The following is a 21,874-nucleotide window of genomic DNA, read 5'->3' as shown; positions in this document are numbered from 1 at the left end:
AAAAAACCCTTTTCCAGCGTCAACGAGGCACATACGCCGAAAAGGGCTTTTTCACCTTGGGAAGTCAAAACAAGCTTGCTATTCGTTATCTCATTCTCTTTATATTGGTGATTATATCATGCCTGCCGATCATTGCCAACGACGTCTTTTAGTGGCCCTTTCGGACGGTCACTGACTTGTGCCAAAGCGGCCAAGACTTGGACATATTCCGCATCGAGCCTTTGATATAAGTCTTCCGTGCAGGCAATATCGCCGGAGCGCCCGTAAGATTCCATTTGCTCACAGAGGGAGGCAAAAGGTTTGGCTCCGATAGCAGCGCTGGCAGACTTTAAGGCATGGGCATTCTCTTTAATGCCGGTCGACTCTCGATGGACCACGGCAAGATGCAGTTGCTCCATCAGTTGAGCGGATTCGTCGAGATAGGTGGAAAGGATGTCATCAAGTAACTCATCCAAGTCGGCCTCTTTAACGCCAAGAACATGGGCGAGCGAAGTCATGTCTATGACCGCACTGTGATCCGGTCTTGGTGGCAGCCAGTGTTTTAATAGGGAGATCAGCTTTTCGGGATCGATCGGTTTGCTTATATAATCATCCATGCCGGCATTGAGGCACTTTTCCCGATCCCCCTGCATAGCCAAAGCCGTGATAGCGATGATGGGCACATGGCGCGGCGTTTCCGATTCCCAATCGCGGATGATGGCTGTCGTTTCAAAACCGTCCATCTCAGGCATGTGACAATCCATAAAGATCAGCGCATAGCCCTGTTTGGCCACAGCGCTTATCGCTTCCAGACCATTGGAGACGGCATGGACGGTCAGCCCCAGTCTCTCTAACAGAGCTCTAGCCAGCCGTTGATTGACCAAGTTATCTTCTACAAGGAGGATGGGGAGGTCCGCTTGAAAATAAGTATCGTTGATTCCCGATTTCTTATCTCGCCGTCCCTTAATCTCGGCTGTTTTTTCTTCCTTAAAAAAGGTGGCCGGCTGAACAGCCATGTGTAAGGGGAGAGCGAACCAGAAAGTAGAGCCTTTACCGGGTTCACTGTTCACCCCGATCTGGCCGCCCATCAATTCGACCAGCCGTTTGGAGATCGCCAAACCGAGACCCGTTCCGCCAAACCGACGGGATGTAGAGCTGTCTGCTTGGGTGAAGGGGTAAAATAGGCGCTCCTGCACGCCATTGGTAATCCCGATACCTGTATCGGTCACGGCAAAGCGGACCCACAGTTCACTGCCAGACTCTGATTCCACCTGAACATCGACAGTGACATTGCCGCATTCGGTGAATTTCATGGCGTTGTTGACGAGATTCAACAAGACCTGCCGTATCCGGTTCGGATCGCCCCAGAGAAGTGGAGCGGATTGCGACGAAATGTTCGTGGTCAGCACTATGCCTTTTTCTTGTGCCCGGTTGGCGAACAGTTTAGTGACGCTATGAACGAGTGGAGGCAGGGAAAAATCGACCATATAGAGTTCCATCTTTTCCGCTTCCACTTTCGAATAGTCTAGAATATCGTTGATCACGTTGAGCAGGACTGTGGCTGATTCCATCACTGCTTCGGCATACTCCTGTTGTTCCTTGGACAAGTCCGTATCGAGGAGCAGGTCTGTCATCCCTAAGATGCCGTTCATCGGTGTCCGGATCTCATGGCTCATCATGGCCAAAAAGTTGCTCTTTGCCTGGTTGGATTCTTCCGCTTTCTTTTTGGCTTTTTGCAGTTCTTCTTCTACCTGTTTTTTTTCGGTAATGTCCATGACGAGCCCGTCGAGACGAATCACTTTTCCGTTGCTGTCGAGGACAGGGATCATGTGGTCCCGTACCCAGCGAACGACTCCATCCCGGCGGATAATGCGATATTCATTGGCCAAAGGATGACCGTCGTCGACGAGCGATACCGTTGTCATGACCTCTTCAAAATCATCTGGATGGATGAATTCCATCCATAGGTCCGGCTTTTCCATAAAAGCTTCTCGATGAATACCGTATATCTTTTCACTGACCGAAGAGAATTGTAGCATTTTCTGATTGGTCGTATCCAAAGACCAGAAAAGAAGATCGAGGTTTTCAAATACATTGCTCAACTGTTCCTGTGTGGCGAGCAATGTTTCTTCGATACGCCTGCGTTCGGTGATATCAGAAAAGGTCGTTACGACTTGATAAGGGATGTCCGAATCGGGTCGGCGCAGCGGTTCTGAGTTAATCTGAATCCAAGTGAGTTCACCTGTCGGCTTATGCACTCCCATGATGACGTTATGACAAGGCTGCCCTGTCCGCAAGGTAACCATGGCTGGATGATCCTCTCCGAGGAAAGGAGAGCCGTCTTCATGGATCGCTCTCCAGCAGTGATCGATAGAGGTGCGGCCTCCCATCTGTTCAACCGTTAGACCCAGGATCTGTTCGGCCGTCCGGTTGGCTCTCACGATGCGTCCGTCGCGGTTCTGCACGACCATCCCTTCAGCCATGGCCGTTACGATCGAACGGTAGCTCTCTTCACGGTCCCGCAAAGCCGCTTCCTGTTCAATTTGTTTGGTAATATCGAGGGTGGCGCCCCGGTAGCCGACTAATTTGTTCCGTTCGTCGAAAAAAGGCACCCCGTTGGCACTGAGCCAAACAATTCGTCCCGTAGGCAGTTGCTTACGAAAAATCAAGTCTCGAAAAGGCCGTTCTTGTTGAACAGCCTCCCTGAAAATCTTTTCATAAGCCCATACATCGTCAAGATGCATGAGGGATTTAGCGCTTTTACCGCTCATCTCTTCCGGAGGTATTCCCAAGATGTCAATGGTTCGTTCCGAAAGGTAGGTGTAGCGGCCCTGCAGATCGACTTCCCATATGTACTCGTCAAAGGCGCGAAGGACATCGCAAAAACGCTGCTCCTTTTCCCGCAGTTTTTTTTCCATCTGTTTTAAGTGGGTAACGTCTCGGCCTACACCGATGATTTCGATGACCTTACCGTCGGGATCAAAGATAGGCGAGAGTGATGTATGATAATATTGTTGTCCCTCTGCCACAACAACAGACCACTCATAGAGGGTGACCTCGCCGGACAGGCAACGATCGATCGCGTCCTGGTGAATCTGAGCATTCTCTTCGCCCAATATCTCTCGATGGGTTTTATGTAAAAAGACATCTGCTGCCAAACCTGTCGCTTGCAACCATCTCCCGTAGACTCCCGTATGCCGTCCTTCGGGGTCCAACGTAAAAATGACGTCATCCATGGCGTTCAGCAGGGTTTGAAACCGCTGTTCCCGTGCTTGCAAGATCTTTAAAAGCTCTGAACATTGCTTTTCACTTTGCTCAGACTGGCCCACTGTGAAACCACCGCCTTGAGGCTTTGCTTGTAATTTAAATTATACATATTTTTTTAGGGCTGCAATAGTCCCTGTACGGAGCAGTATAAAAATAAAAGCCTCAACCACTTGCGGTGAAGGCTAAGACCTTTCGTTCGTATTTACCAGAAGCGAAAAGGGGGATCTTTTCGCTTCTCCACATTCTGCCGGATGACAGGAGAGATGATGGTTGGTTGATAGAGGGTCAAAACAAGCTCAGAGCCGTTGAGTTCATAAGGGGAAGAGTTGACAACGATCTCGGCAGAGGGGTTATTCGAAGTGGACTGGGGAGCTGCAGGTACGGGAGGGGAAGTTAGAGGTTTCTTTTGGGCTTCCTCAGCGGGCGGAAGGGACAGCGAGAAGCTTAGGATTATTTTGGGTTCCAATGGAGTACGGCTATAGAGACGCGGAGCCGCTTTCGGTGTGTTAGTGGGTAAGGCATGGATGGCGCGGCGAAGAGCGACTGCGAAGGAGGTTTTCTCGCTAAAAGGCTGTCCGCTTGCCGGGACTCTGTTCGTCCCCGATGACTCTGCTGCGGCTAAAAAGGGATAGGGGTTGACCCAGTCCCCTTCAGGGCTTCGAATACCGTAATGCAGGTGAGGCGGTGTCGTGCGAGCATTTCCCGTGTTTCCCACATAACCCACAATCGTACCGGCAGCGATGTGATCGCCGACACGAACATCGCCATAGGCGCTTAAATGGGCGTAGTAATGATAGTTTCCGTCATCGTCGCGAATCCCGACTCGATTGCCGCCGATCGCGTTGACGCCGACTTTCTCGACGACACCGCCGGTCGTAGCGTAGATGGGGGTTCCTCGAACGGCAAAAATGTCAATGCCGTCATGGGTGACTGTTTCCTTCCGGGGTGCGCCGAAGGTGTCGGTGAGTGTGGCCCCGGGAATTGGGTTGGGAAGCGCTGTAATATGCATCAGGAGACCTCCCCGGACTGTTCAGGATTCGTAGATGTTCCCCCTTAATATATATGGTTGCTTGCTCCCTTTTTATGAAAGCAGAAAAGGAATTTATAGGATAGACGAGAATTCTAAAATGGACATGAACACTTACTTGTTCATCACCCTTCCGTATTGCCGTTAGCTGAAATCGTTTTATAGCATTGTATCGAATGAAAAGGATGTGCAACCATGACGTATAAAGCAGTTCTCTTTGACCTAGACGGCACCTTGCTCGACACGTTAGCTGATTTGGCGAACTCGATGAACAGGGTGTTGGCACAGGCCGGCTTTCCGACTCATGACGTCGCCTGCTACCGGTACTTCGTCGGTGACGGATTGCTCACGCTCGTCAAGCGAGTACTGCCGCAAGAGTGCCAAGACGAGGAAACGGTGCAACGATGTTTTGCCGCCATGCAAGCGGAGTATGGCCGGCGGTGGGCCGAACTGACCCGTCCCTACGACGGAATCCCAGAGCTTCTCCAACAACTTGCCGAACGAGCCATTCCGCTCACCATCCTGTCTAACAAGCCCGATGAATGGACACAGATCATGGTGCGGCACTTTTTCCCGCAACAGGCCTTTCAACTGGTCTACGGACAGCGGCCATCGGTACCGAAAAAGCCCGATCCGGCAGGCGCCTTGGAAATTGCCGCCGCCCTTGATATTCCGCCGGAACAATTCCTCTACCTGGGGGACACGAATACGGACATGCAGACGGCCAATAGCGCCGGCATGATGGCTATCGGCGTTCTCTGGGGTTTCCGGCCGGCGGAAGAACTGCTAGCCGCCGGAGCGAAAAAGCTCATCGCCCAACCGAGTGAACTGTTGGCTCTATGTCTATAGTCCAAACAGGAGTGTCCGATTTGGTAAACCTGTGGGCACAATTTATTTTAATCATTTAGGCTGTACAAAAGACTTTATATGACTGAGGAGAATTATCGAATGCTACTGACCCCTAAAAGTGAACTGGATCAAAGAATCCATCGTTTACAACAGTTGCTTGCTCAAGAAGGCATAGACGGCATGATCATCGTCCAAAATGCCGATCTGTTCTATTTCGCCGGAACCATCCAGCGTTCTCATCTCTTTATACCTGCCGAGGGCAAGCCGCTGCTCTTCGTCAAGAGAAGTTACGAGCGGGCCAAAGAGGAGTCGGCTCTCAGCGAAATCATCCCTCTCGATAATCCCAAAGACCTTCCTGCTATGCTGGCTGCCCATGGGTTTACCTACATAAATACGCTCGGATTCGAGTTAGATGTGCTGCCGACGAGCCAATTTTTCCGCTACCAAAAGCTCTTTTCAGGAATCCGGCTTGTTGACGGCAGTTCCCTCATCCGAACCGTCCGGGCCATCAAATCGGAATACGAGATCGGTCTGATGAAACGGGCCGGTGAACAAAGCCGCGGGGCTTTCGATTACGTCTCCCAGTGCTTACGAGCCGGCATAAGTGAAGTCGAACTCGCCAGTCAAGTGGAAGCCTTTTATCGATCCCAGGGACATCCCGGTCATGTGCGCACTCGAGGATTCAACATGGATATCGGCTACGGCCAGCTATCATCGGGCACGAGCTTGGCCATTCCTTCCTTTTTCGAAGGCCCCATCGGCGGTACAGGACTTTCGCCTCTGCTGTCCATGGGCTCGGGTACAAAGATCATCGAACGGGATGAAACGGTCTTCGTCGATTACGTTGGTATTCGAGAAGGCTATATGGTCGATGCGACGCGGGTGTTCTGCATGGGGAAACTCCCGGATCACTTGGTCCGTGCTCATGAGGTGTCTATAGAGATTCAACACTTGCTCAAGACCGAGGGCCGACCCGGCGTCACTGGCGGCGAACTGTATGAAAAGGCGGTGGCTGTGGCGAAAAAGCACGGGCTGTCGGATCATTTCATGGGCTATGCGGACCAGGTATCCTTTGTGGGCCACGGCATTGGCATCGAACTAGATGAGTGGCCTGTCATCGCCAAAGGGGTGAAGACACCTCTGGAAGCGGGGATGGTCTTCGCCATGGAGCCCAAATTCGTCTTCCCAGAAGGGGCCGTAGGTTTGGAAGACACCTTTGTCGTGCGGCCGGAGGGGCTGGAAGCGATAACGGAGTACGAAGAGGGCATTATTTATTTACCATAAGTAGTGAGTAGGACTTCTCAAGATAACGGGAATGTCCAGATTGTAGAATCATGCCTAGATGAGAAACAACCTAAATAATAGAAACGAGTAGTATAGATGAACGAACAGCCACGACCGCACTAAATCGGCTCATGGCTGTTCGTTCTTAGGTTAAGAAGCGTTTATTCCTTCTTCGACAATAGCCCTGCCGGAGGCTGCTCATCGTATAACACTCTCGTCTTTAGGATATAGGCTACGGAAAGAACAAAAGTCACAAACAAATACATCGCCAAGTACCAACCATTGAATTTTTGAGCTTGGTATAAGCCGACAGGGAAGTCGATAAAGGCATGCAGCAAGACGGCGAGGGGGAGGTAGATCAGCTTTCCTTTCCTGACGCCAGAGAGCACAAAGAGGGACAAGGCGATTTGAATCGCTAGAGCACCTAAGCGTTCTAGGCCTCCGGCAGCGAAAAGGTAAGGCGGCGTATCGAGCAGTAAAGAGCGGGTCTGCTCAAAAGTCTCCGGCGGGAGCTTCTCCCTGAGGTTGTAATAAGTTCCACTGTTGATCATCTGGCCTAGGATGATCGACTGGACGCTGGCAAAAGCGCCGATCAGTATGGACTCAAGCCCGCCATGACCGATGCCGTAAGCCATACCGTCTTTCCAAGCCCACCGGGGTTTTAGCCAAGAGGCAAAGGCGAGATACCGGCCTGTTTCCTCAAAGAGGCCAGCCGCCATGGATCCGTAGATTCCGTACCAGAGGGGATTTTTTAAAAAAGCCGCCGTTTGGGGATTTATGGTGAACATATAGACGTGGAGCATTTTTTCGAGCACCTGCGTGTATAAAAACCAGACTAAGGCGCCGATGGCAAGGACCTTGAAAGAAAGCTTCTCGCGGAGATGGAGGTAAAGGAACAATCCAACCGGCGCCAAGATGGAAATAAGCAATGTAGAGGCCATAAAGAAAAAGGACAAGTTGCTAACCATAGAAGACCTCCCATCCGGACGAGCCGGAGAAAATCAAAAGCCTTCCCTATGGTTTCGCAAATTGTCCAGTCCTTATACCCGATAGTTAGCGGGGGTATCGATGAGGTTTATTGGGCTGATGCGAGAAATTCCGCTTCATATTGCTCCATGGTCATGCCGTAACAGGCTTTAAAACTGTTGGGAACCCCTTTTTTGACGGCATCACGGAGGAAGGTACGCAGTTTTTCTTCTCCGTATTTCTTAACCAAAGCGTCCACGGCCATGTAATCTTCCCATTCCACATTGTAGTCGGCTCGAAGGATATCTTCCTGGGAGGCCGAGAGCGGCAAAAGACGGCCTTGTTTCGACGCGGTTCGGACTTGGCTGTTTAAGAGGGACGTCATCTCCCGAGCCATCGCCGGGTTCAGCTTTTTCTGTGCCTGCATGCCCAGTTGCCAGGCGATGCCTTCGTTCATCCAGGTCGGCAGTTTTTCGCCGATACCCTCTTCATTGAAAACCACATGGACCAGTTCATGGGTCAGGACGTTGCCTAACATGGACCGGTCTTGCTGGTTATAGAGGGGGATCCAGACGTCAGAGCCGATGGTGATCCCACCGGTATTCTGGACGATCGATAGGATCATGTTCGGGTCGATACCGGCTTGGAGCAACGCCTGGCCGTAGGTCGTTTTTTGGGAATAGAGAACGATCTCCGTTTGGTCCGAGGGGGTGTGATTCAAGTTGACCGACAAAATAGGCATCGCTGTGCTTTGAACCAATTGGGTCGCTGTCTGCAAGATTGAATCGGAGACCCCTCTGTCCCCAGGGACGATATGAAGCCCGACGGGCGTTTTCTGGGTCCGGGCGTCTACGTCGGGATCTTTGGGACGGGGTAAATGGCGGACGCCAAACTGTTCGGCTAAGCGCCGGGGATCCCTGGCGTGGGCGAGCAAATCCTGGTTGAGTTGATTTACGTCGTCAAGGATCTTCGTCAGCCGCTGGTTCAGTTTGTCCTGTGTTTCCTCAGGATTGTTCACAGCGCTTTGCACGAGTTGAGTACCCTCTTGGACAGCTGACTTGAACGTTTTTTCGAGATCAAAAAGGCCCTTTGGTGGAAAAAGGTGGTTCTTAGAACCGATATAGATGAAAGCGGCGATAAACAGTATGAGGACGACAAAGCGTTTCATCTGCGTCCCTTCCTTTTTATAGCGATTGGAAATTGTGTAGATTCAGTACATATCGTTTAACTTCTCCTATGGTTCGACTTCGAACGAAGCGAGTCCTGCCGAGGTCTGCGCAAAGACGAAAGTAAGATTTTCCGCTAGCTGAGTACCAGTAAAACAGTAGAAAAAAATCGCAGCCTAAGCCCTAGGCAAATTATCGTATAGGTGTCGACTTGATCCACCCTTGACAAATGAGCTTTACGAATATAATATCATATTATCCGACTGGAACAGTAAACTATAATATACAGGCTGACCGGAAAAACTGGAGGCCGAGGACGATTCGCTGAAAAGGGCGATATCTCCTCGGCCTTTTATTGTGAGAAAGAGAGGCGAATGACCCATGATCCACTCGCGGCGACTGATGGCGATTCTAGCTCATCCTGATGATGAATCCTTCTGCATCGGCGGTACTCTGGCCAAATACGCCGATGAAGGCGTCCAGACTACGTTGATCTGCGCCACTCGCGGCGAGGCCGGAAAATGTGGAGAACCGCCTCTCTGCCGACAAGAGGAATTAGGAGCCGTCCGCGAGGCTGAACTGCGGCAGGCTGCCCAAATTTTGAAGATCAAACAGTTACACTTCCTGCCTTTTCGGGACAAAGAACTGGCCGAGGCAGCTGAAGCCGTGATTCTCCCCATGCTGGTCAAACATATTCGCACGATCCGTCCCCAGGTGGTCATCACGTTCGGTCCAGACGGGTTGACCTGCCATAAGGATCATGTTGCCATATCTCACTTTGCCACCCGGGCTTATCACTTAGCCTCCGATCGATCGGCGTATCCGGAATTAGGCGAGCCATGGCAAGGCGCACAGCTTTACTACACCGGCATGCCTTGCTCCTATGTAGACGCTTTTGGTGTCCAGCACTGTGTAGCCCGAAAGGACAGCGAAGTGAGCGCCGCCATCCCCGTCGGCGACTATTTGATGACGAAGCGAGCGGCGATTTACTGCCACCGAACGCAAAGCAAGTGCATCCGGGAGTTAGAGAGGCTCACTGACTTTTCGACTCGGGACGAGCAGCGGTTGAAGGTCCGCGATTATGAGTACTTTTTTCAGCCTCAGGGCCTGGAGCGCGGAGCTAAACAGGTCAACCATGACTTGTTTGACCCGGTAGCGGGGACAGCAAGAAATGGCACGTACTGGCGCGAGGCCGTAGGGTATTGATGACATAGGCAACTTTGTAAAAAGGAGAGGTAAACTGTGGAGCGATATGTCGACTTTCAAGTGGATCATAAAACCCTCCGGGGCATCTTGCATTGGCCCGGAGCGAACAGAGACGATAGCGGAATCAAAGCTAGTGCAGACAACTCTAACGCAGTCAATGTACCGGCCGTTGTGATGTGCCACGGTTTTTGCGGTACGAAAATCGGTTTGCACCGCATCTTCGTCAAGGCCGCCCGCCGCTTTGCCGAGGCAGGCTATGCGGTATTACGTTTTGACTTCAGCGGCTGCGGGGACAGCGATGGGGAACAGGAAGGGATCACCCTGCAGGACCAAGTGCGAGAAGCCCGCTTCGCGGTAGAGTGGCTCTCCCGTTATCCGGGCATCGACCGGCAGCGTGTCACCTTATTAGGACTGAGCTTAGGCGGTGCCGTAGCCGCGTTAACCGCTCCCTCCCTGCCCTTTTTGGAACGTCTGGTCCTTTGGGCGCCCGTAGCCCGGCCATGGGAAGATATCACCGGCATCTTGGGAAAAGAGTTGACGGCGGAAGCCTTCGGAACAGGGATTGCTGACTTTGAAGGCTATGCCATTAGCCGGAGTTTCTTAGAATCGCTGCGAGAACAGCGTCCTTTAGAGTCGGTCAAAAGGGTGAAAAAGCCGCTGCTGATCCTACACGGCACGGGCGATCGGGAAATCACCTGCATGAACAGCTGCCTGTACCGGTTGAGCCGAGTGGCTACCGGTCTTCAGGAACTGACAGAGGTAGGCTTTATTACTGGAGCGGACCACACCTTCTCCCGCCTCGACTGGGAACAGACGGTCTTTGAACGGACCCTTCGCTGGCTCTCAGAAGGGAAGAGCCTACAACGGCAAGAAGATCCGCGCTGTGAGGCTTTCGCCTAAATCATGTATGTAACCGTGCAGAATCCTTTACGTAACTGGTCGTTATGTATCGCCGCGGTTTGAAGTATAGGTTGAATAGAAAATCCCCTCTGCACCGTGTTTCCTTCGGTCAGAGGGGATTATTTTACGTTTAAGAAAAGAGCGCCCGTTCAACTTCCTCGGCCACGATGGGACGACCGTTCAAGAGGCAAACACCCAGCGTTTTCGCTTTCAGCACCAGTTTTTCGTCTGGCAATCGGTAGATATCCTGATGAAAAACCATGCGCAACCGGCCTTCTTTGCTCACATTCAAACGAATGACAAAGCGATCCCCGCTTTTTAGGGGGGATTTGTAATCTGCTTCTACCCGTACGACAACAAGATCTTTGCCTTCTTCATGCATCTTGGCAAAGTCGATACCTTTCGATAGGAGGTATTTGTGCCGGCTATGTTCCAAATAATGCAGGTAGACAGCGTTATTCACGATACCCTGCAGGTCGCATTCATAATCGCGAACTTCAAAATCCAACTCATATTCGTAGCGTATCTCTTTCAAATCGATAATTCCTCCAGCCCATGTTCACTACTGTTGTTATACATTTTAGGCAAGGTTCTATAAAAATCCTCTTGATATCGGCGATCTTTCTTTACCTGAGATGAGAAGTATGGTTACAATGAAAGGACTCTACCAAATTTGTCGAAGATATCGTAAATGAGGATGTGTACTCATGAATATCATGATCACCGGCATGGGCAGCTTGCCCTATGAAAGTTATGAAGAAGCAAAAGCGTTGATCGCCCGTTGCTGCCCCGAAATTCTCCACAGCCCCCAACTTCCCGAGGCCTGCCGGGAGGACCAGCTCTTAGAACAGGCTTTGGCCCCCTGGGACCGGGCCGGGCTGATCCGGCGGTTACCGGACGGTACGGCCATTGTGGACCGGAAAGCGGATGGGTTTGATGAAGCCCTGCTCCGCTTTAGGAGCATTTGTAACTACGGCGAATGCGGCGTCGATGAACCGATCGAGTGGTACAGCAATGACGAATCCATCTTCGCTCAGCAAAGCCCCAATTACCGGAGCTGGCGGCAGGACCTGCGGGACGATACATGGCCTGTCCGCCCGTCTTGGCTGAAGGCTCAACTGGCCGGCCCACTGACAGCAGCTCTCTTTGTCAAGGATGAGAAAGGTAAGCCCCTTTTCGACAATCCTCAACTGCGGGAACTGATGCTGATGTCGGCTGCCCATCAGGCGACCTGGCTCGGCAGTGACCTGCGCCAGTACTGCTGGCCGGCTATGGTCTTTATCGACGAACCGGGATTGTACACCTTGGGAAAGATCGAATATCCGATGGTGACGGCGGAAATCGTTCGCGAATTCATTGAAACCATGACCGAGGCGCTCAGCCCGACGGGAACGCTCTCCGGCGTCCATTGCTGCGGCAACACGGACTGGTCCCTGATGCTAACCAGCCCCATTCATATCATCAGTTTTGACGCCAGCCGGCATTTTGAAAGCTTTGCCCGTTATCCCGAAGCAATCGGCTCCTTTTTATTCCGAGGCGGCCTCCTCGCCTGGGGAATCGTTCCGACCGATCCCGATGAATTGGCGAAAGTGACGGCAGAGAGCCTGCAGCAAAAACTGCAGGGTCAACTGGAAGTGCTGGAAAAAGCGGGTGTACCGGGAGATGCCTTGCGGCGGCAGATGATCCTGACGCCAGCCTGCGGCTATGGCTCACGAAGCGCTGACGATGCGGAAAAAGGATACGCTGTGCTTCGAGAACTGGGAGAGTTGATGGACCAATAATTTCTCTTTGAAAAGTAACATCGAAAATAGAACCTTGCCTGTAATGTAACTTTCGAAAGTCAGAATGTATTGGGTGAAAGGTACTTCATCATTGCGGTGTCTCGGTCTACGTACAGAGATATTTATAACGAAGCTAAAGAAGCCTTTGTTTCCCGAAAGAGGGGGAACGAAGGCTTTTTGATTATGGTTTCCCTGCATTGGGGGAAAGGTAAAGTGTAAGAAGATTCCGGTCGAACCAGAGAAGAAGCGGCTAGGCAGAGTTCGACGCTAGAACGTGTTCTTCGTCTGGGATGCGAAGGGCCACCAACAATCAGCGATGTTCAGTAATAGGCGTAGTTCACTATGCGGATTTAAATTTTGGATGACAGGAGACAGCGATGAAAGCAGTAACCTTTCAAGGCGTCAAGGACGTCAAGGTAAAAGAAGTCCATGATCCGAAGATCGAAAAACCGGATGATATCATCATCCGCATCACCAGCACGGCTATCTGCGGTTCTGACCTGCACCTGATCCATGGCATGGTGCCGAACACACCGGAAGATTATATCATCGGTCATGAACCGATGGGGATCGTCGAGGAGACGGGACCTGACGTTACCCGGGTGAAGAAAGGCGACCGGGTCGTCATCCCGTTTACGATGGCCTGTGGCAAGTGCTATTACTGTGAACATCACCTGGAAAGCCAGTGCGATAACTCCAACCCCCATGGCGATGTGGGTGGCTTTTTGGGATATTCGGAAACATTCGGCGGTTATGCCGGCGGCCAAGCCGAGTTTTTACGGGTGCCTTTTGCCAACTTCACTCCCTTTAAGGTGCCTGAAGATGCGGAGATGGAAGATGAAAAACTGCTCTTTCTTTCGGACATCATCCCGACGGCTTACTGGGGTGTCGAAAGTGCCGGCGTCAAGGAAGGCGATAGGGTCATCGTCCTGGGCTGCGGTCCAGTAGGACTGCTGACCCAAAAGTTTTGCTGGCTTAGAGGAGCCAAACGGGTTATCGCCGTGGATTACATTCAGTACCGATTAGAGCACGCTAAACGGACGAACCACGTGGAGATCGTCGATTTTACCACCCATGACAACACGGGCAGCCACCTCAAGGAGATGACCCAAGGCGGCGCTGACGTCGTCATTGATTGTGTAGGCATGGACGGCAAGATGTCCGCATGGGAGATGGTAGAAACGGCCCTCAAGCTGCAGGGCGGTGCCTTGGGAGCCATCAACATCGCCGCTCAGGCTGTGCGAAAAGGAGGCACGATCCAACTGGTCGGCGTGTATGGCATGCGGTACAACGCCTTCCCTTTAGGCGATCTTTTCGCCCGCAACATTACCTTGAAAATGGGGCAAGCACCGGTCATTCACTACATGCCAGAACTATACGAGCGGATCAAGCGGGGTGAATTCGACCCGACCGACATCATCACCCACCGACTGCCTCTGGAGAAGGCCGAATATGCCTACACCGTCTTTGACGCCAAGCTGGATGACTGCATCAAAGTGGTGCTCAAGCCGGGCGGGGTACACTAACAGCTTCTTTTTTGAAGGAATTTGTACGTTTAGGGAAAGACATCGTAAACGGCTTTAAGCTCTCTGGCCGGTAGACTCAGCCTTCCATAGCGGCAAATCGGATTCGGCTCGCAGGGAAGGTTGGAACGATGAAGCCGCATGGAGGCATGCTATTTGGTTTCCATCGTGGAACAAGACGGATTGCATTTCGACTCCATTTTCCGTAAAGACCTTGAGAATAGTTTCAATTTCAGTGTATTCGCTCTCCAAAGGGGGACGTTCCGCATCGGCGCAGTACCAGATAGACAGGGAATGGCTTCCTTCGAGGCGGGCCCAGTAAGTGAGGGCAAATCGCTCTATCGGATCCAACCGAAGCCGGTTGGTCCGCCGGACAGCCAAGGTCACTACGTGACCGCTTGAGTTCAAGGCAGCTACGGCAAGGCGGCCGATACCTAAACGGAGGTTTAAGTCGTTTAGCTCAGAAACTGTTTGGACGGTCCACGTTTTTTGACTTAACAGGTCCTCGTAGTCGAAATCCCAGTGAGGAAGGATGAGCTGATAGAGAATGCCTTCCTGCAGTTTTATGTAACGGCCCATACTAATCAGCAAGACGATACTAAAAGCCATAACAGCGGCGGAGATTATCTTGCCTTGAAAAGGCATATTGGCACCGGCCACATTGACGGCTTCCGTAAGCAGAAGCTCCGCACCCAGATAGATGATGGGGAACATGCCCAAACCAATGCTGAGGGCGGCGAGCCACATCCAGGCGGCCTTTCGCCGTAAGTAGCCTCGTTCCATCAACGAAATCGCCAGTTGGTCGCTGTAATGCCACAACCCGGCAAAAAGGGCGAACCAGGCGGCCATTTCCCAAAGGTTGTCCCAGGGGAAGAGGCTCATGTGATCATCTCCTGTATAAGATAGGTCAAATGATTGTATAGATAATTATACATGATTGTCGAATCTTTGATAATACAGGCGAATGATAGTTCTTTAGGTTTCTTTTGTGTAAAGTTGAATTGGTGAAAAAATAAGCTAACTTAGCGGTTTGGAAAGTATATCCAAAGGATTCTGGTGTTAAAAATGCTAATATGACGGGAAAAGAGAGAAAAGAGGCAGGTTATGAGCAAATATAAGGGACCTTTAGACGATTGGTTGAGACTGTACGAAGCCGCCGTTTCATTTAAACAGCTCCGTTGCTGGGAGTGGATGGATGACGATCAACTGTTTGGCGTGCAAAACCCCAGAACCAAGGAAATCGGATTTTGCTCGATCTTGGGCGGGTTAGGCGAGTTTTTTGGTTTGACGCTCTTTCTCGGAGAAAGTGGTTTTCGAGGATTTCAAAACATGCTGCGGGGTTGCCTGGATCCTGTCGATGCGCTCCATGTACAACATGCGCTGATGGTTTCTTTTGACAGTCGCGACCAGATGGATAGTGAAGACATGAAAATCATCCGTTCCTTAGGATATCGCTTTCGGGGGAAGCATGCCTGGCCGAGTTTTCGGCAGTTTGAGCCGGGATATTATCCTCGCCATTTAACTGATCATGAAGTGGAATTGATGACGCTTGTTCTAGAACAAGCTATCGATGTATCTCAGCGTTGCCTCGATAGACAAATTACAATCGGTGAGGCCGATGTCAACAAAAATTTTCTGGTACGTGTTCCCCGTGAGGATAATCAAGGAGATCTGCAGTGGGAAGACCATTGGCTCAGCTTATTGCAAATCTTTTCTTACGACCGGAAGGAATCGAAGGAAAAATCTCCAACCGCCGCCTTTGATGAGATCATGTTGGCTAGCATCCTTAGACAAAAACGGCGGAAGCAAGGAACCTGGGAGATTGACTGTTTCTACGCACCGACCGGGCCAGTCTGTGAATCCCCGAAACAGCGACCCTATTATCCATATATGTACGCAGTAGGACACAAACAAAGTGGGTACATACTGGACTTTCACATGGTTGAGAAGGCCACGGAAGCAGCAGAGTTTACCACCCGGTTCCTCCAAAAGCTACAAACGATCTCGGAACTGCCCAAATTCATCGAGGTCAAAAAGCCGGAAGTTCAGAAATTGTTTGAGCCGATTGTTACACGGTTGGGAATCACCTTGGTTCTCAAGGAGTCACTGCCGTTGTTAGAACAGATGAAGGTTGAGATGCACAGGGAATTTTTGTAACGAAGATGAAGTAAAGGGATATATAAAAGAGAAGCTTCTCCAAATGCTAAAAAGTTGGAGGGGCTTCTCTTTTCTGTCGAAAACAAAGGACAGGACCCCAGATAATCAATCCTCGGCAGAAGGTTTATTGTGAAGATTGTAGAATCTTAATTCAAATATTGGAAAATAATCAATAGAAGTTTTTATTTCATCCTACAAAAGTTAGCATGGATGCCCGTTGAAAAAAGAAAAAGGGAGCAACGAGACCATGGGAACGCCAAAATCAGGTACCAAAGGATTGGCTTCCGAGGACATTTTCCTAGAACTATTCGCGGATACCTTTGGCTTAGAAAAACTTCAATATCTCGTTCCCGAATATCCTTTTGATGATATATACGGCTATCCCCGGCGCATCGATTATGCACTGATGTCGGGAATTGAAAAATACGCTCTGGAAATCGACGGTCAGCGATATCACGATCCCTCTCAAGTAGCTAGAGATAAGTTTATCGATGACCTAATCCGGCAAAATAGTCTCATTTATCAAGGATGGAAAGTATATCGCTGGGCTTACCGTCAGCTAACGCAGAGCCGCGAGCAAGTGAAAAGCGAATTGATACAATTCCTCGGTCACAACCCAATGCTGCAATTATGGGCCGACTTTCTTCCCGCGCAACGGGCAGGAGAAGTGGCTTCCGGTGATTTAGAGCTTCGAGAACACCAGATGGCTGCGCTGGAAGAACTGACGAGGCTCCGGAAAGATGGGAAGACCATCGCCCTATTGACCCATGCGACAGGAACGGGAAAAACTACGACGGCAGTGATGGACGCAAAACGATTGGGGCTGCCCGTATTATTTTTGGCCCATACTCGGGAACTGCTGGACCAGGCAGCAAGGACCTTTGCCCGCCTGTGGCCCCGTGCAAGAGTAACCGTGGTCGATGGTGACGGTCCTCGATGTATCCACGAACCCGTACATACATTGGCAGTCGTCGATGAAGAGAAAAGGGAGCCTGTTCCCGTGACGGTCAGCAGTGTCCAGTATATCAGCCGGAATCTTACTGATTACGATCCGCAGCAGTTTGACTATATGATCATTGACGAGGCCCACCATGCCACGTCACGTACATATCAGCAAGTGATCAGTTATTTCAAAACGAAACATATGCTCGGACTGACTGCTACCCCCGAGCGGATGGACGGGCAGTCACTATTGGATATTTTTCAACATGTAGCTCACCGGATGGATTTGCGGCAAGCGATAGAACTGGGTGAACTTGTACCGATTCGATGCGTGCGAGTAAAGACGAACGTAGACTTGTCTTCGGTTCGCTTCAACGGGATTCGCTATCAGGTGAAAGACTTAGAGGAGATACTGCATATCCCGGAGAGAAACAAGTTAATCGTACAAACCTACCTAGACTTGGTCCCGGGAGAACGAACGGTTGTCTTCTGTGTCAATGTGAACCATGCAGAAGAACTGGCGCAGCACTTTACTGAACATGGTATCGCCGCTAAAGCCGTCTCTGGCCGCCTCGGTCGCAACGAACGTCGGCAAATTCTAAAGGACTACGAAAAAGGGACGATTCATGTGCTCTGTGCCTGTGACATCTTAAACGAAGGATGGGACAGCCCGGAGACACAGGTGTTGTTCATGGCTCGTCCCACGTTGTCAAAAGTCGTCTACCTGCAACAGTTAGGACGGGGGACCCGAAAAGCGCCCGGCAAACATGCGTTGCTGGTCGTTGACTTTGTCGATAACGGAAACCGGTACAATCAGAGCCTTAGTTTACACCGGTTGTTCAAGATCAAGGAGTATGCCGCTGGACGACTCGTCTTGGCACCAAAGGAAAAATTGGCTGAGGAACAAGCGGCCTGGGAGGCTTATCAACTCGGACAAGACCGCCCCGAGGTCACGACCCACCTCCATTTATGGGTAACAGATATAGAGGCCGTTGAACTCTTCGATTGGCAAGAAGCAGTGGAACACCTGTGGAGTCACCGACGCTTGGCAATTGAGTTAGGGGTTTCCGACGATACCGTCATCAAGTGGATCCAAAAGAGCAAAGAAAAAGCGGACCACACGCTACCGGTGGGCCGCCGAACTTACTATTACTTTGAACCAGACCGTTTGGAGGAAATCCGAATTCGGCAGGGGATTCCCAAACGTCTACCCATCTATGAGGAGTTTATGGCTTTCGTACGGCAGGGGGATATGTTTTTTTCTTATAAACCGGTGTTGCTTTTGGCGATGTTGGAGTTGGCTGATCCAGAAGGGAAAGTATCTGTCGAGCGCTTAGTCGAAAAATTCGTTACCTTTTATATAGAACGGGCCGAAAAAGGGCTTCCTGCTGAGAAGAAAGGCTCGAAAATGCTTCGAGTTCAGGAGCTGACCGTGGAGGATGTACGCTCCTTAATCTTCGAAATGCCCTTTGAAAAGTTCGAACGAAAAGGTTATTTTCGTCGCTGCCGAGAACTGACGGAAGTGGAGTGGAATCCATCGTTATGGAAAAAGTTAACCGTAACTGATAAGGAGTTTGTGGCTGAGCAAGGGCAAAAGCAAATTCAGGATTACTACAGCCGCTGGATGAAGTCGTGAAAAGATGCCTACGGTAGGCTGGGAGAAGTTTAAATTACGGGGGAGATCGAGTTGTCGGAAATCAAGATATATCATAAGCTCGTGAGGGATCGTATCCCTGAGATCATTCTTCAAGCCGGGAAGCAGCCAGAAACTCGTGTTTTAAATGATGAAGAGTACAGTAAATTGCTTCGAGAAAAATTGACGGAAGAAGTTCAGGAATATTTGACATCTGGCGATATAGAAGAACTAGCCGATATCTTGGAGGTTATGCTTTCGCTCTCCAAACTTCATGGAGTGAGTTGGGGAGAAATTGAAACGATTGCTGAGCGGAAAAGAGCAGAGCGAGGCGGGTTCAACGAAAAGATAATGCTCATTCGGGTTCGAGAAAAGGGAGTTTAGGAGGCAAAACTGTGGCTCGTATCGTACAGCAAGATGAACAACTTCGTAGGGAATTTCAAGAACGAATTGATGAAAAGAAGCGAAATCAAAAGAACAAGATGAAGGAACTCATTGCCAACCGGCAATAGGCCCATTAAAGTAATGATAAGTTCAAAAAGCATACCTTCAGCTTTACTTATGAGAACACGATTAAGGAGGTACAAATATGGCAGAGAATAGCACCCCGACTCATGTAATCTACCGCAAAAGCGGCGAAGGTTACATTACCGTCACCGAAGGAATAACTCGGAAAACGCTCGTCTATGGAGAAAAAACACTGCTTAGCGAATTCCAACTCGTGAAAGGCCAAGAGCTTCCTCGTCACAAACATCCTCACGAACAGACGGGGTACTTGGTATCGGGTGAGCTTGTCCTGATTATCGAGACAGAAGAATACACTCTTTCCCCAGGAGATAGTTGGTGCATCCCAGGTAATATAGAACATGCGGCTCGAGTTCTTAAGGATACTGTCGCCATTGAAGTGTTTGCACCCGTAAGGGAGGATTACTTGCCGTAAGATAACCAGAAAAAAGAGCCCCTGCTAATCAATCGTAGCAGGGGCTCTTTTACTGAAAAACTATCGAGGTGAGACAGAGTTGCTGTAAATCAATTCTTTTCGATCAACGAAGTAAGGAACCGTTCTTGCCGGTAAACTCTTTTACCATATGTAATGCGCGTAGAAATACAATGGGATTTAAATTTTTTATTTAATTAACGTAGCTCTGGAAACATACCAGGAAACTCCTTAACGATCAAAGCACCGCAACCTTGAAGTGCCGTTTTGACTAGAATCTGACTTAATATCGCCATAGGCACCGCTTCCCAAGGAACCATACCTGCCCCGAGGGGCGATAGTCCAATCACGACAAAAACGACACTGTCCAAGAGTCCGCCTACCAGTCCGCTCCACCAAACTCTCCAGGCCATAGGAAGAGAAAGTCGGGAGTAAATTTCCGTATCGGAAGACTCGGAGAGGATGAACGCGATCGATGACGCGAACACGATGTATAAAGTATCTCCGAGTAGGTACGAACTAATCGCCGAACAGACCAGGGCGAGGATGATGACCACATACGTTTTCATCCGACCAAAATGATGTTGGACAAGATCTCGCAATATAAAGGTAACACCGATGAGGAAGGTTCCATAAGGGATCACCATGGGACCGGCAATTAATGGCGCGAACGCCGCCGTTATTACGTTAGCGGCAACGATAGCCATGATGTACATTGCAATTAAAAACAGTTGCGTTACCACCTTTCATTAACAATTCGAAGCTATCCATAGTATCCTTTTGACAGAGCCCTCGTGTCAATATGAAAAACAATTTAGACTATCCCAAGATGAGTCCCTGCGTAACATTACAGCGGCTCATGCTGGGGTCATACCTGTTCTTAGGGGTTATATAGGGCGGTTACATTCGAGGAGACCATACGGACGTCCTTTTTACCAATTGAGTTTCTGTCTGAGGTCGTGAACAGGTTGTTAGCAATGATGGTGTCCATGACCGTTGTTACTTCTTCTCTCGTAAGGCCTGCTTTAGGACTCGCAGCACCACATCGCGACCAATTTGAAAGACAGTTCGAGTGTTTCTATATTTCCCACCGATTTTTTACCTCTTTTGAGAGGCCGGGTGGAGGAAGTTTGTTCCCACCCGGCCTGATTTTATGTGCCAAACATTTCTGGTTGAATTATAGAGGTCTATTTGATAAGCTATAGCTCCTGCCGCAACCAAATCCCTTGTTGAGGCGTTCCAGACATAATCATGGGCTTTGGTTATGCTCTAATCAACGGACTTTTCAATAGGCAATTAAATTGCTTAGAAGTACCAGTTGAATTAGAGAAACAAACATGATATTATATGATTCCGCCCGGCAAGCGGGCGAGAAAATCTGGTCCTTGAAAATCAAACAGTTGTAAGCAAAAGCGTGCGAAACCAAAGTCAATTTGACCCGCGCAAGCGGGAAGGATGGACAACTTCTTACAAGTGGATGACTTCTGTTATAAGAGGCATTAACTCGATAAGAAATTTAATCAATAAGAGCTTGACTCAAGCTTATCTACATTTTTTGTGGAGAGTTTGATCCTGGCTCAGGACGAACGCTGGCGGCATGCCTAACACATGCAAGTCGAACGGAGAGCTGAAGTCTCGATGGAAGCTCTTAGTGGCGGACGGGTGAGTAACGCGTGGATAACCTGCCTAAGAGTGGGGGATAACAGTCCGAAAGGGCTGCTAATACCGCATAACGTTGTTTGGGGACATCCCCGGACAACCAAAGGAGCAATCCGCTCTTGGATGGGTCCGCGTCCGATTAGCTCGTTGGTGAGGTAACAGCTCACCAAGGCGACGATCGGTAGCCGGCCTGAGAGGGTGAACGGCCACACTGGGACTGAGACACGGCCCAGACTCCTACGGGAGGCAGCAGTGGGGAATCTTCCGCAATGGGCGAAAGCCTGACGGAGCAATGCCGCGTGGGGGATGAAGGTCTTCGGATTGTAAACCCTTGTCTTCAGGGAAGAATTTTGACGGTACCTGAGGAGGAAGCCCCGGCTAACTACGTGCCAGCAGCCGCGGTAATACGTAGGGGGCAAGCGTTGTCCGGAATGACTGGGCGTAAAGCGCGTGCAGGCGGACGTGTAAGTCTGAGGTGAAAGCTTGGAGCTCAACTCCGAAATGGCCTTGGAAACTGGATGTCTTGAGAGATGGAGAGGATAGCGGAATTCCCGGTGTAGCGGTGAAATGCGTAGATATCGGGAGGAACACCCGTGGC

17 protein-coding genes, 1 rRNA gene and 1 pseudogene are annotated in these 21,874 nt (G+C 50.3%); 11 read left to right on the top strand and 8 right to left on the bottom strand.

Annotated elements, in window-relative coordinates; translation table 11 throughout:
• Positions 1-116: 116 nt before the first annotated feature.
• Positions 117-3,308, bottom strand: coding sequence for a PAS domain S-box protein (locus tag GJ688_RS14455; protein WP_170292022.1), 3,192 nt, complete (start codon positions 3,306-3,308; stop codon positions 117-119).
• Between the two features lie 140 nt (positions 3,309-3,448).
• Positions 3,449-4,255, bottom strand: a complete 807-nt coding sequence (locus GJ688_RS14450; protein ID WP_155477267.1) for a M23 family metallopeptidase — start codon at positions 4,253-4,255, stop codon at positions 3,449-3,451.
• Between the two features lie 213 nt (positions 4,256-4,468).
• On the opposite strand from GJ688_RS14450, the gene GJ688_RS14445 reads away from it, so the two are divergent.
• On the top strand, positions 4,469-5,122 hold the full coding sequence (locus GJ688_RS14445) for an HAD family hydrolase (RefSeq protein WP_155477266.1): 654 nt from the start codon (positions 4,469-4,471) through the stop codon (positions 5,120-5,122).
• Between the two features lie 99 nt (positions 5,123-5,221).
• Positions 5,222-6,406 carry a M24 family metallopeptidase gene (locus GJ688_RS14440; RefSeq protein ID WP_155477265.1) on the top strand — a complete coding sequence of 395 codons (1,185 nt, stop codon included), beginning with the start codon at positions 5,222-5,224 and terminating at the stop codon, positions 6,404-6,406.
• A 161-nt stretch (positions 6,407-6,567) separates the two neighbouring features.
• Here the strand turns inward: GJ688_RS14440 and GJ688_RS14435 are convergent, their stop codons facing one another.
• Both GJ688_RS14435 and GJ688_RS14430 read right to left on the bottom strand, forming a co-directional pair.
• A complete protein-coding gene (locus GJ688_RS14435) occupies positions 6,568-7,374 on the bottom strand; it encodes a YhfC family intramembrane metalloprotease (protein WP_155477264.1) in 807 nt (268 codons plus the stop codon).
• A gap of 107 nt (positions 7,375-7,481) precedes the next feature.
• On the bottom strand, positions 7,482-8,540 hold the full coding sequence (locus GJ688_RS14430; RefSeq protein ID WP_155477263.1) for a gluzincin family metallopeptidase: 1,059 nt from the start codon (positions 8,538-8,540) through the stop codon (positions 7,482-7,484).
• A 379-nt stretch (positions 8,541-8,919) separates the two neighbouring features.
• Here GJ688_RS14430 and GJ688_RS14425 point away from each other — a divergent pair, with 379 nt between their 5' ends.
• On the top strand, positions 8,920-9,744 hold the full coding sequence (locus tag GJ688_RS14425) for a PIG-L deacetylase family protein (protein WP_155477262.1): 825 nt from the start codon (positions 8,920-8,922) through the stop codon (positions 9,742-9,744).
• A 36-nt stretch (positions 9,745-9,780) separates the two neighbouring features.
• On the top strand, positions 9,781-10,644 hold the full coding sequence (locus tag GJ688_RS14420) for an alpha/beta hydrolase (RefSeq protein WP_155477261.1): 864 nt from the start codon (positions 9,781-9,783) through the stop codon (positions 10,642-10,644).
• A gap of 130 nt (positions 10,645-10,774) precedes the next feature.
• On the opposite strand, the gene GJ688_RS14415 is transcribed toward GJ688_RS14420, so the two are convergent.
• Positions 10,775-11,179, bottom strand: coding sequence for an acyl-CoA thioesterase (locus GJ688_RS14415; RefSeq protein WP_155477260.1), 405 nt, complete (start codon positions 11,177-11,179; stop codon positions 10,775-10,777).
• A gap of 172 nt (positions 11,180-11,351) precedes the next feature.
• On the opposite strand from GJ688_RS14415, the gene GJ688_RS14410 reads away from it, so the two are divergent.
• Together GJ688_RS14410 and GJ688_RS14405 are read left to right on the top strand one after the other, a co-directional pair.
• Positions 11,352-12,425 (top strand): uroporphyrinogen decarboxylase/cobalamine-independent methonine synthase family protein, encoded by a 1,074-nt coding sequence (locus GJ688_RS14410; protein ID WP_155477259.1) that lies wholly within the window; start codon positions 11,352-11,354, stop codon positions 12,423-12,425.
• Between the two features lie 377 nt (positions 12,426-12,802).
• Positions 12,803-13,951: a zinc-dependent alcohol dehydrogenase gene (locus GJ688_RS14405; RefSeq protein WP_155477258.1), complete on the top strand. Its 1,149-nt coding sequence runs from the start codon at positions 12,803-12,805 to the stop codon at positions 13,949-13,951.
• A gap of 54 nt (positions 13,952-14,005) precedes the next feature.
• Here GJ688_RS14405 and GJ688_RS14400 read toward each other — a convergent pair whose 3' ends face one another.
• On the bottom strand, positions 14,006-14,830 hold the full coding sequence (locus GJ688_RS14400; RefSeq protein ID WP_155477257.1) for a hypothetical protein: 825 nt from the start codon (positions 14,828-14,830) through the stop codon (positions 14,006-14,008).
• A gap of 222 nt (positions 14,831-15,052) precedes the next feature.
• Here GJ688_RS14400 and GJ688_RS14395 point away from each other — a divergent pair, with 222 nt between their 5' ends.
• The 4 genes from GJ688_RS14395 to GJ688_RS14380 all read left to right on the top strand — a co-directional run bounded on the left by GJ688_RS14395 (position 15,053) and on the right by GJ688_RS14380 (position 19,620).
• Positions 15,053-16,105: a DUF7309 domain-containing protein gene (locus GJ688_RS14395; protein WP_155477256.1), complete on the top strand. Its 1,053-nt coding sequence runs from the start codon at positions 15,053-15,055 to the stop codon at positions 16,103-16,105.
• 217 nt (positions 16,106-16,322) lie between these two features.
• On the top strand, positions 16,323-18,683 hold the full coding sequence (locus GJ688_RS14390) for a DEAD/DEAH box helicase family protein (RefSeq protein WP_170292021.1): 2,361 nt from the start codon (positions 16,323-16,325) through the stop codon (positions 18,681-18,683).
• A gap of 51 nt (positions 18,684-18,734) precedes the next feature.
• Positions 18,735-19,064: a nucleoside triphosphate pyrophosphohydrolase gene (locus tag GJ688_RS14385; protein ID WP_155477254.1), complete on the top strand. Its 330-nt coding sequence runs from the start codon at positions 18,735-18,737 to the stop codon at positions 19,062-19,064.
• Between the two features lie 205 nt (positions 19,065-19,269).
• On the top strand, positions 19,270-19,620 hold the full coding sequence (locus GJ688_RS14380; protein ID WP_155477253.1) for a cupin domain-containing protein: 351 nt from the start codon (positions 19,270-19,272) through the stop codon (positions 19,618-19,620).
• 194 nt (positions 19,621-19,814) lie between these two features.
• Here the strand turns inward: GJ688_RS14380 and GJ688_RS14375 are convergent, their stop codons facing one another.
• The gene (locus tag GJ688_RS14375) at positions 19,815-20,324 is read right to left on the bottom strand and encodes a VUT family protein (RefSeq protein WP_207708821.1); all 510 of its coding nucleotides are present in this window, start codon (positions 20,322-20,324) and stop codon (positions 19,815-19,817) included.
• Between the two features lie 173 nt (positions 20,325-20,497).
• A pseudogene (locus GJ688_RS21595) lies at positions 20,498-20,638 on the bottom strand (DUF2922 domain-containing protein); the annotation flags it as partial.
• Positions 20,639-21,171: 533 nt separating this feature from the next.
• Between GJ688_RS21595 and GJ688_RS14365 the strand changes: the two are divergent.
• Positions 21,172-21,874, top strand: a 16S ribosomal RNA gene (locus GJ688_RS14365); the annotation flags it as partial.

It is taken from the genome of Heliobacterium mobile, from assembly GCF_009720735.1.
In the GTDB taxonomy this organism is placed as follows: Bacteria; Bacillota; Desulfitobacteriia; order Heliobacteriales; family Heliobacteriaceae; genus Heliobacterium; species Heliobacterium mobile.
The sequence above is the reverse complement of the archived record's forward strand: the minus strand, read 5'-3'. Positions and strand labels throughout refer to the sequence as shown.

What these genes read in the sequence shown, in the direction of transcription:
- GJ688_RS14375 (WP_207708821.1), bottom strand. Translation starts at nt 20,324, where the DNA reads ATGGCTATCGTTGCCGCTAACGTAATAACGGCGGCGTTCGCGCCATTA.
- GJ688_RS14450 (WP_155477267.1), bottom strand. Translation starts at nt 4,255, where the DNA reads ATGCATATTACAGCGCTTCCCAACCCAATTCCCGGGGCCACACTCACC.
- GJ688_RS14435 (WP_155477264.1), bottom strand. Translation starts at nt 7,374, where the DNA reads ATGGTTAGCAACTTGTCCTTTTTCTTTATGGCCTCTACATTGCTTATT.
- GJ688_RS14445 (WP_155477266.1), top strand. Translation starts at nt 4,469, where the DNA reads ATGACGTATAAAGCAGTTCTCTTTGACCTAGACGGCACCTTGCTCGAC.
- GJ688_RS14380 (WP_155477253.1), top strand. Translation starts at nt 19,270, where the DNA reads ATGGCAGAGAATAGCACCCCGACTCATGTAATCTACCGCAAAAGCGGC.
- GJ688_RS14410 (WP_155477259.1), top strand. Translation starts at nt 11,352, where the DNA reads ATGAATATCATGATCACCGGCATGGGCAGCTTGCCCTATGAAAGTTAT.
- GJ688_RS14405 (WP_155477258.1), top strand. Translation starts at nt 12,803, where the DNA reads ATGAAAGCAGTAACCTTTCAAGGCGTCAAGGACGTCAAGGTAAAAGAA.
- GJ688_RS14395 (WP_155477256.1), top strand. Translation starts at nt 15,053, where the DNA reads ATGAGCAAATATAAGGGACCTTTAGACGATTGGTTGAGACTGTACGAA.
- GJ688_RS14400 (WP_155477257.1), bottom strand. Translation starts at nt 14,830, where the DNA reads ATGAGCCTCTTCCCCTGGGACAACCTTTGGGAAATGGCCGCCTGGTTC.
- GJ688_RS14425 (WP_155477262.1), top strand. Translation starts at nt 8,920, where the DNA reads ATGATCCACTCGCGGCGACTGATGGCGATTCTAGCTCATCCTGATGAT.
- GJ688_RS14440 (WP_155477265.1), top strand. Translation starts at nt 5,222, where the DNA reads ATGCTACTGACCCCTAAAAGTGAACTGGATCAAAGAATCCATCGTTTA.
- GJ688_RS14430 (WP_155477263.1), bottom strand. Translation starts at nt 8,540, where the DNA reads ATGAAACGCTTTGTCGTCCTCATACTGTTTATCGCCGCTTTCATCTAT.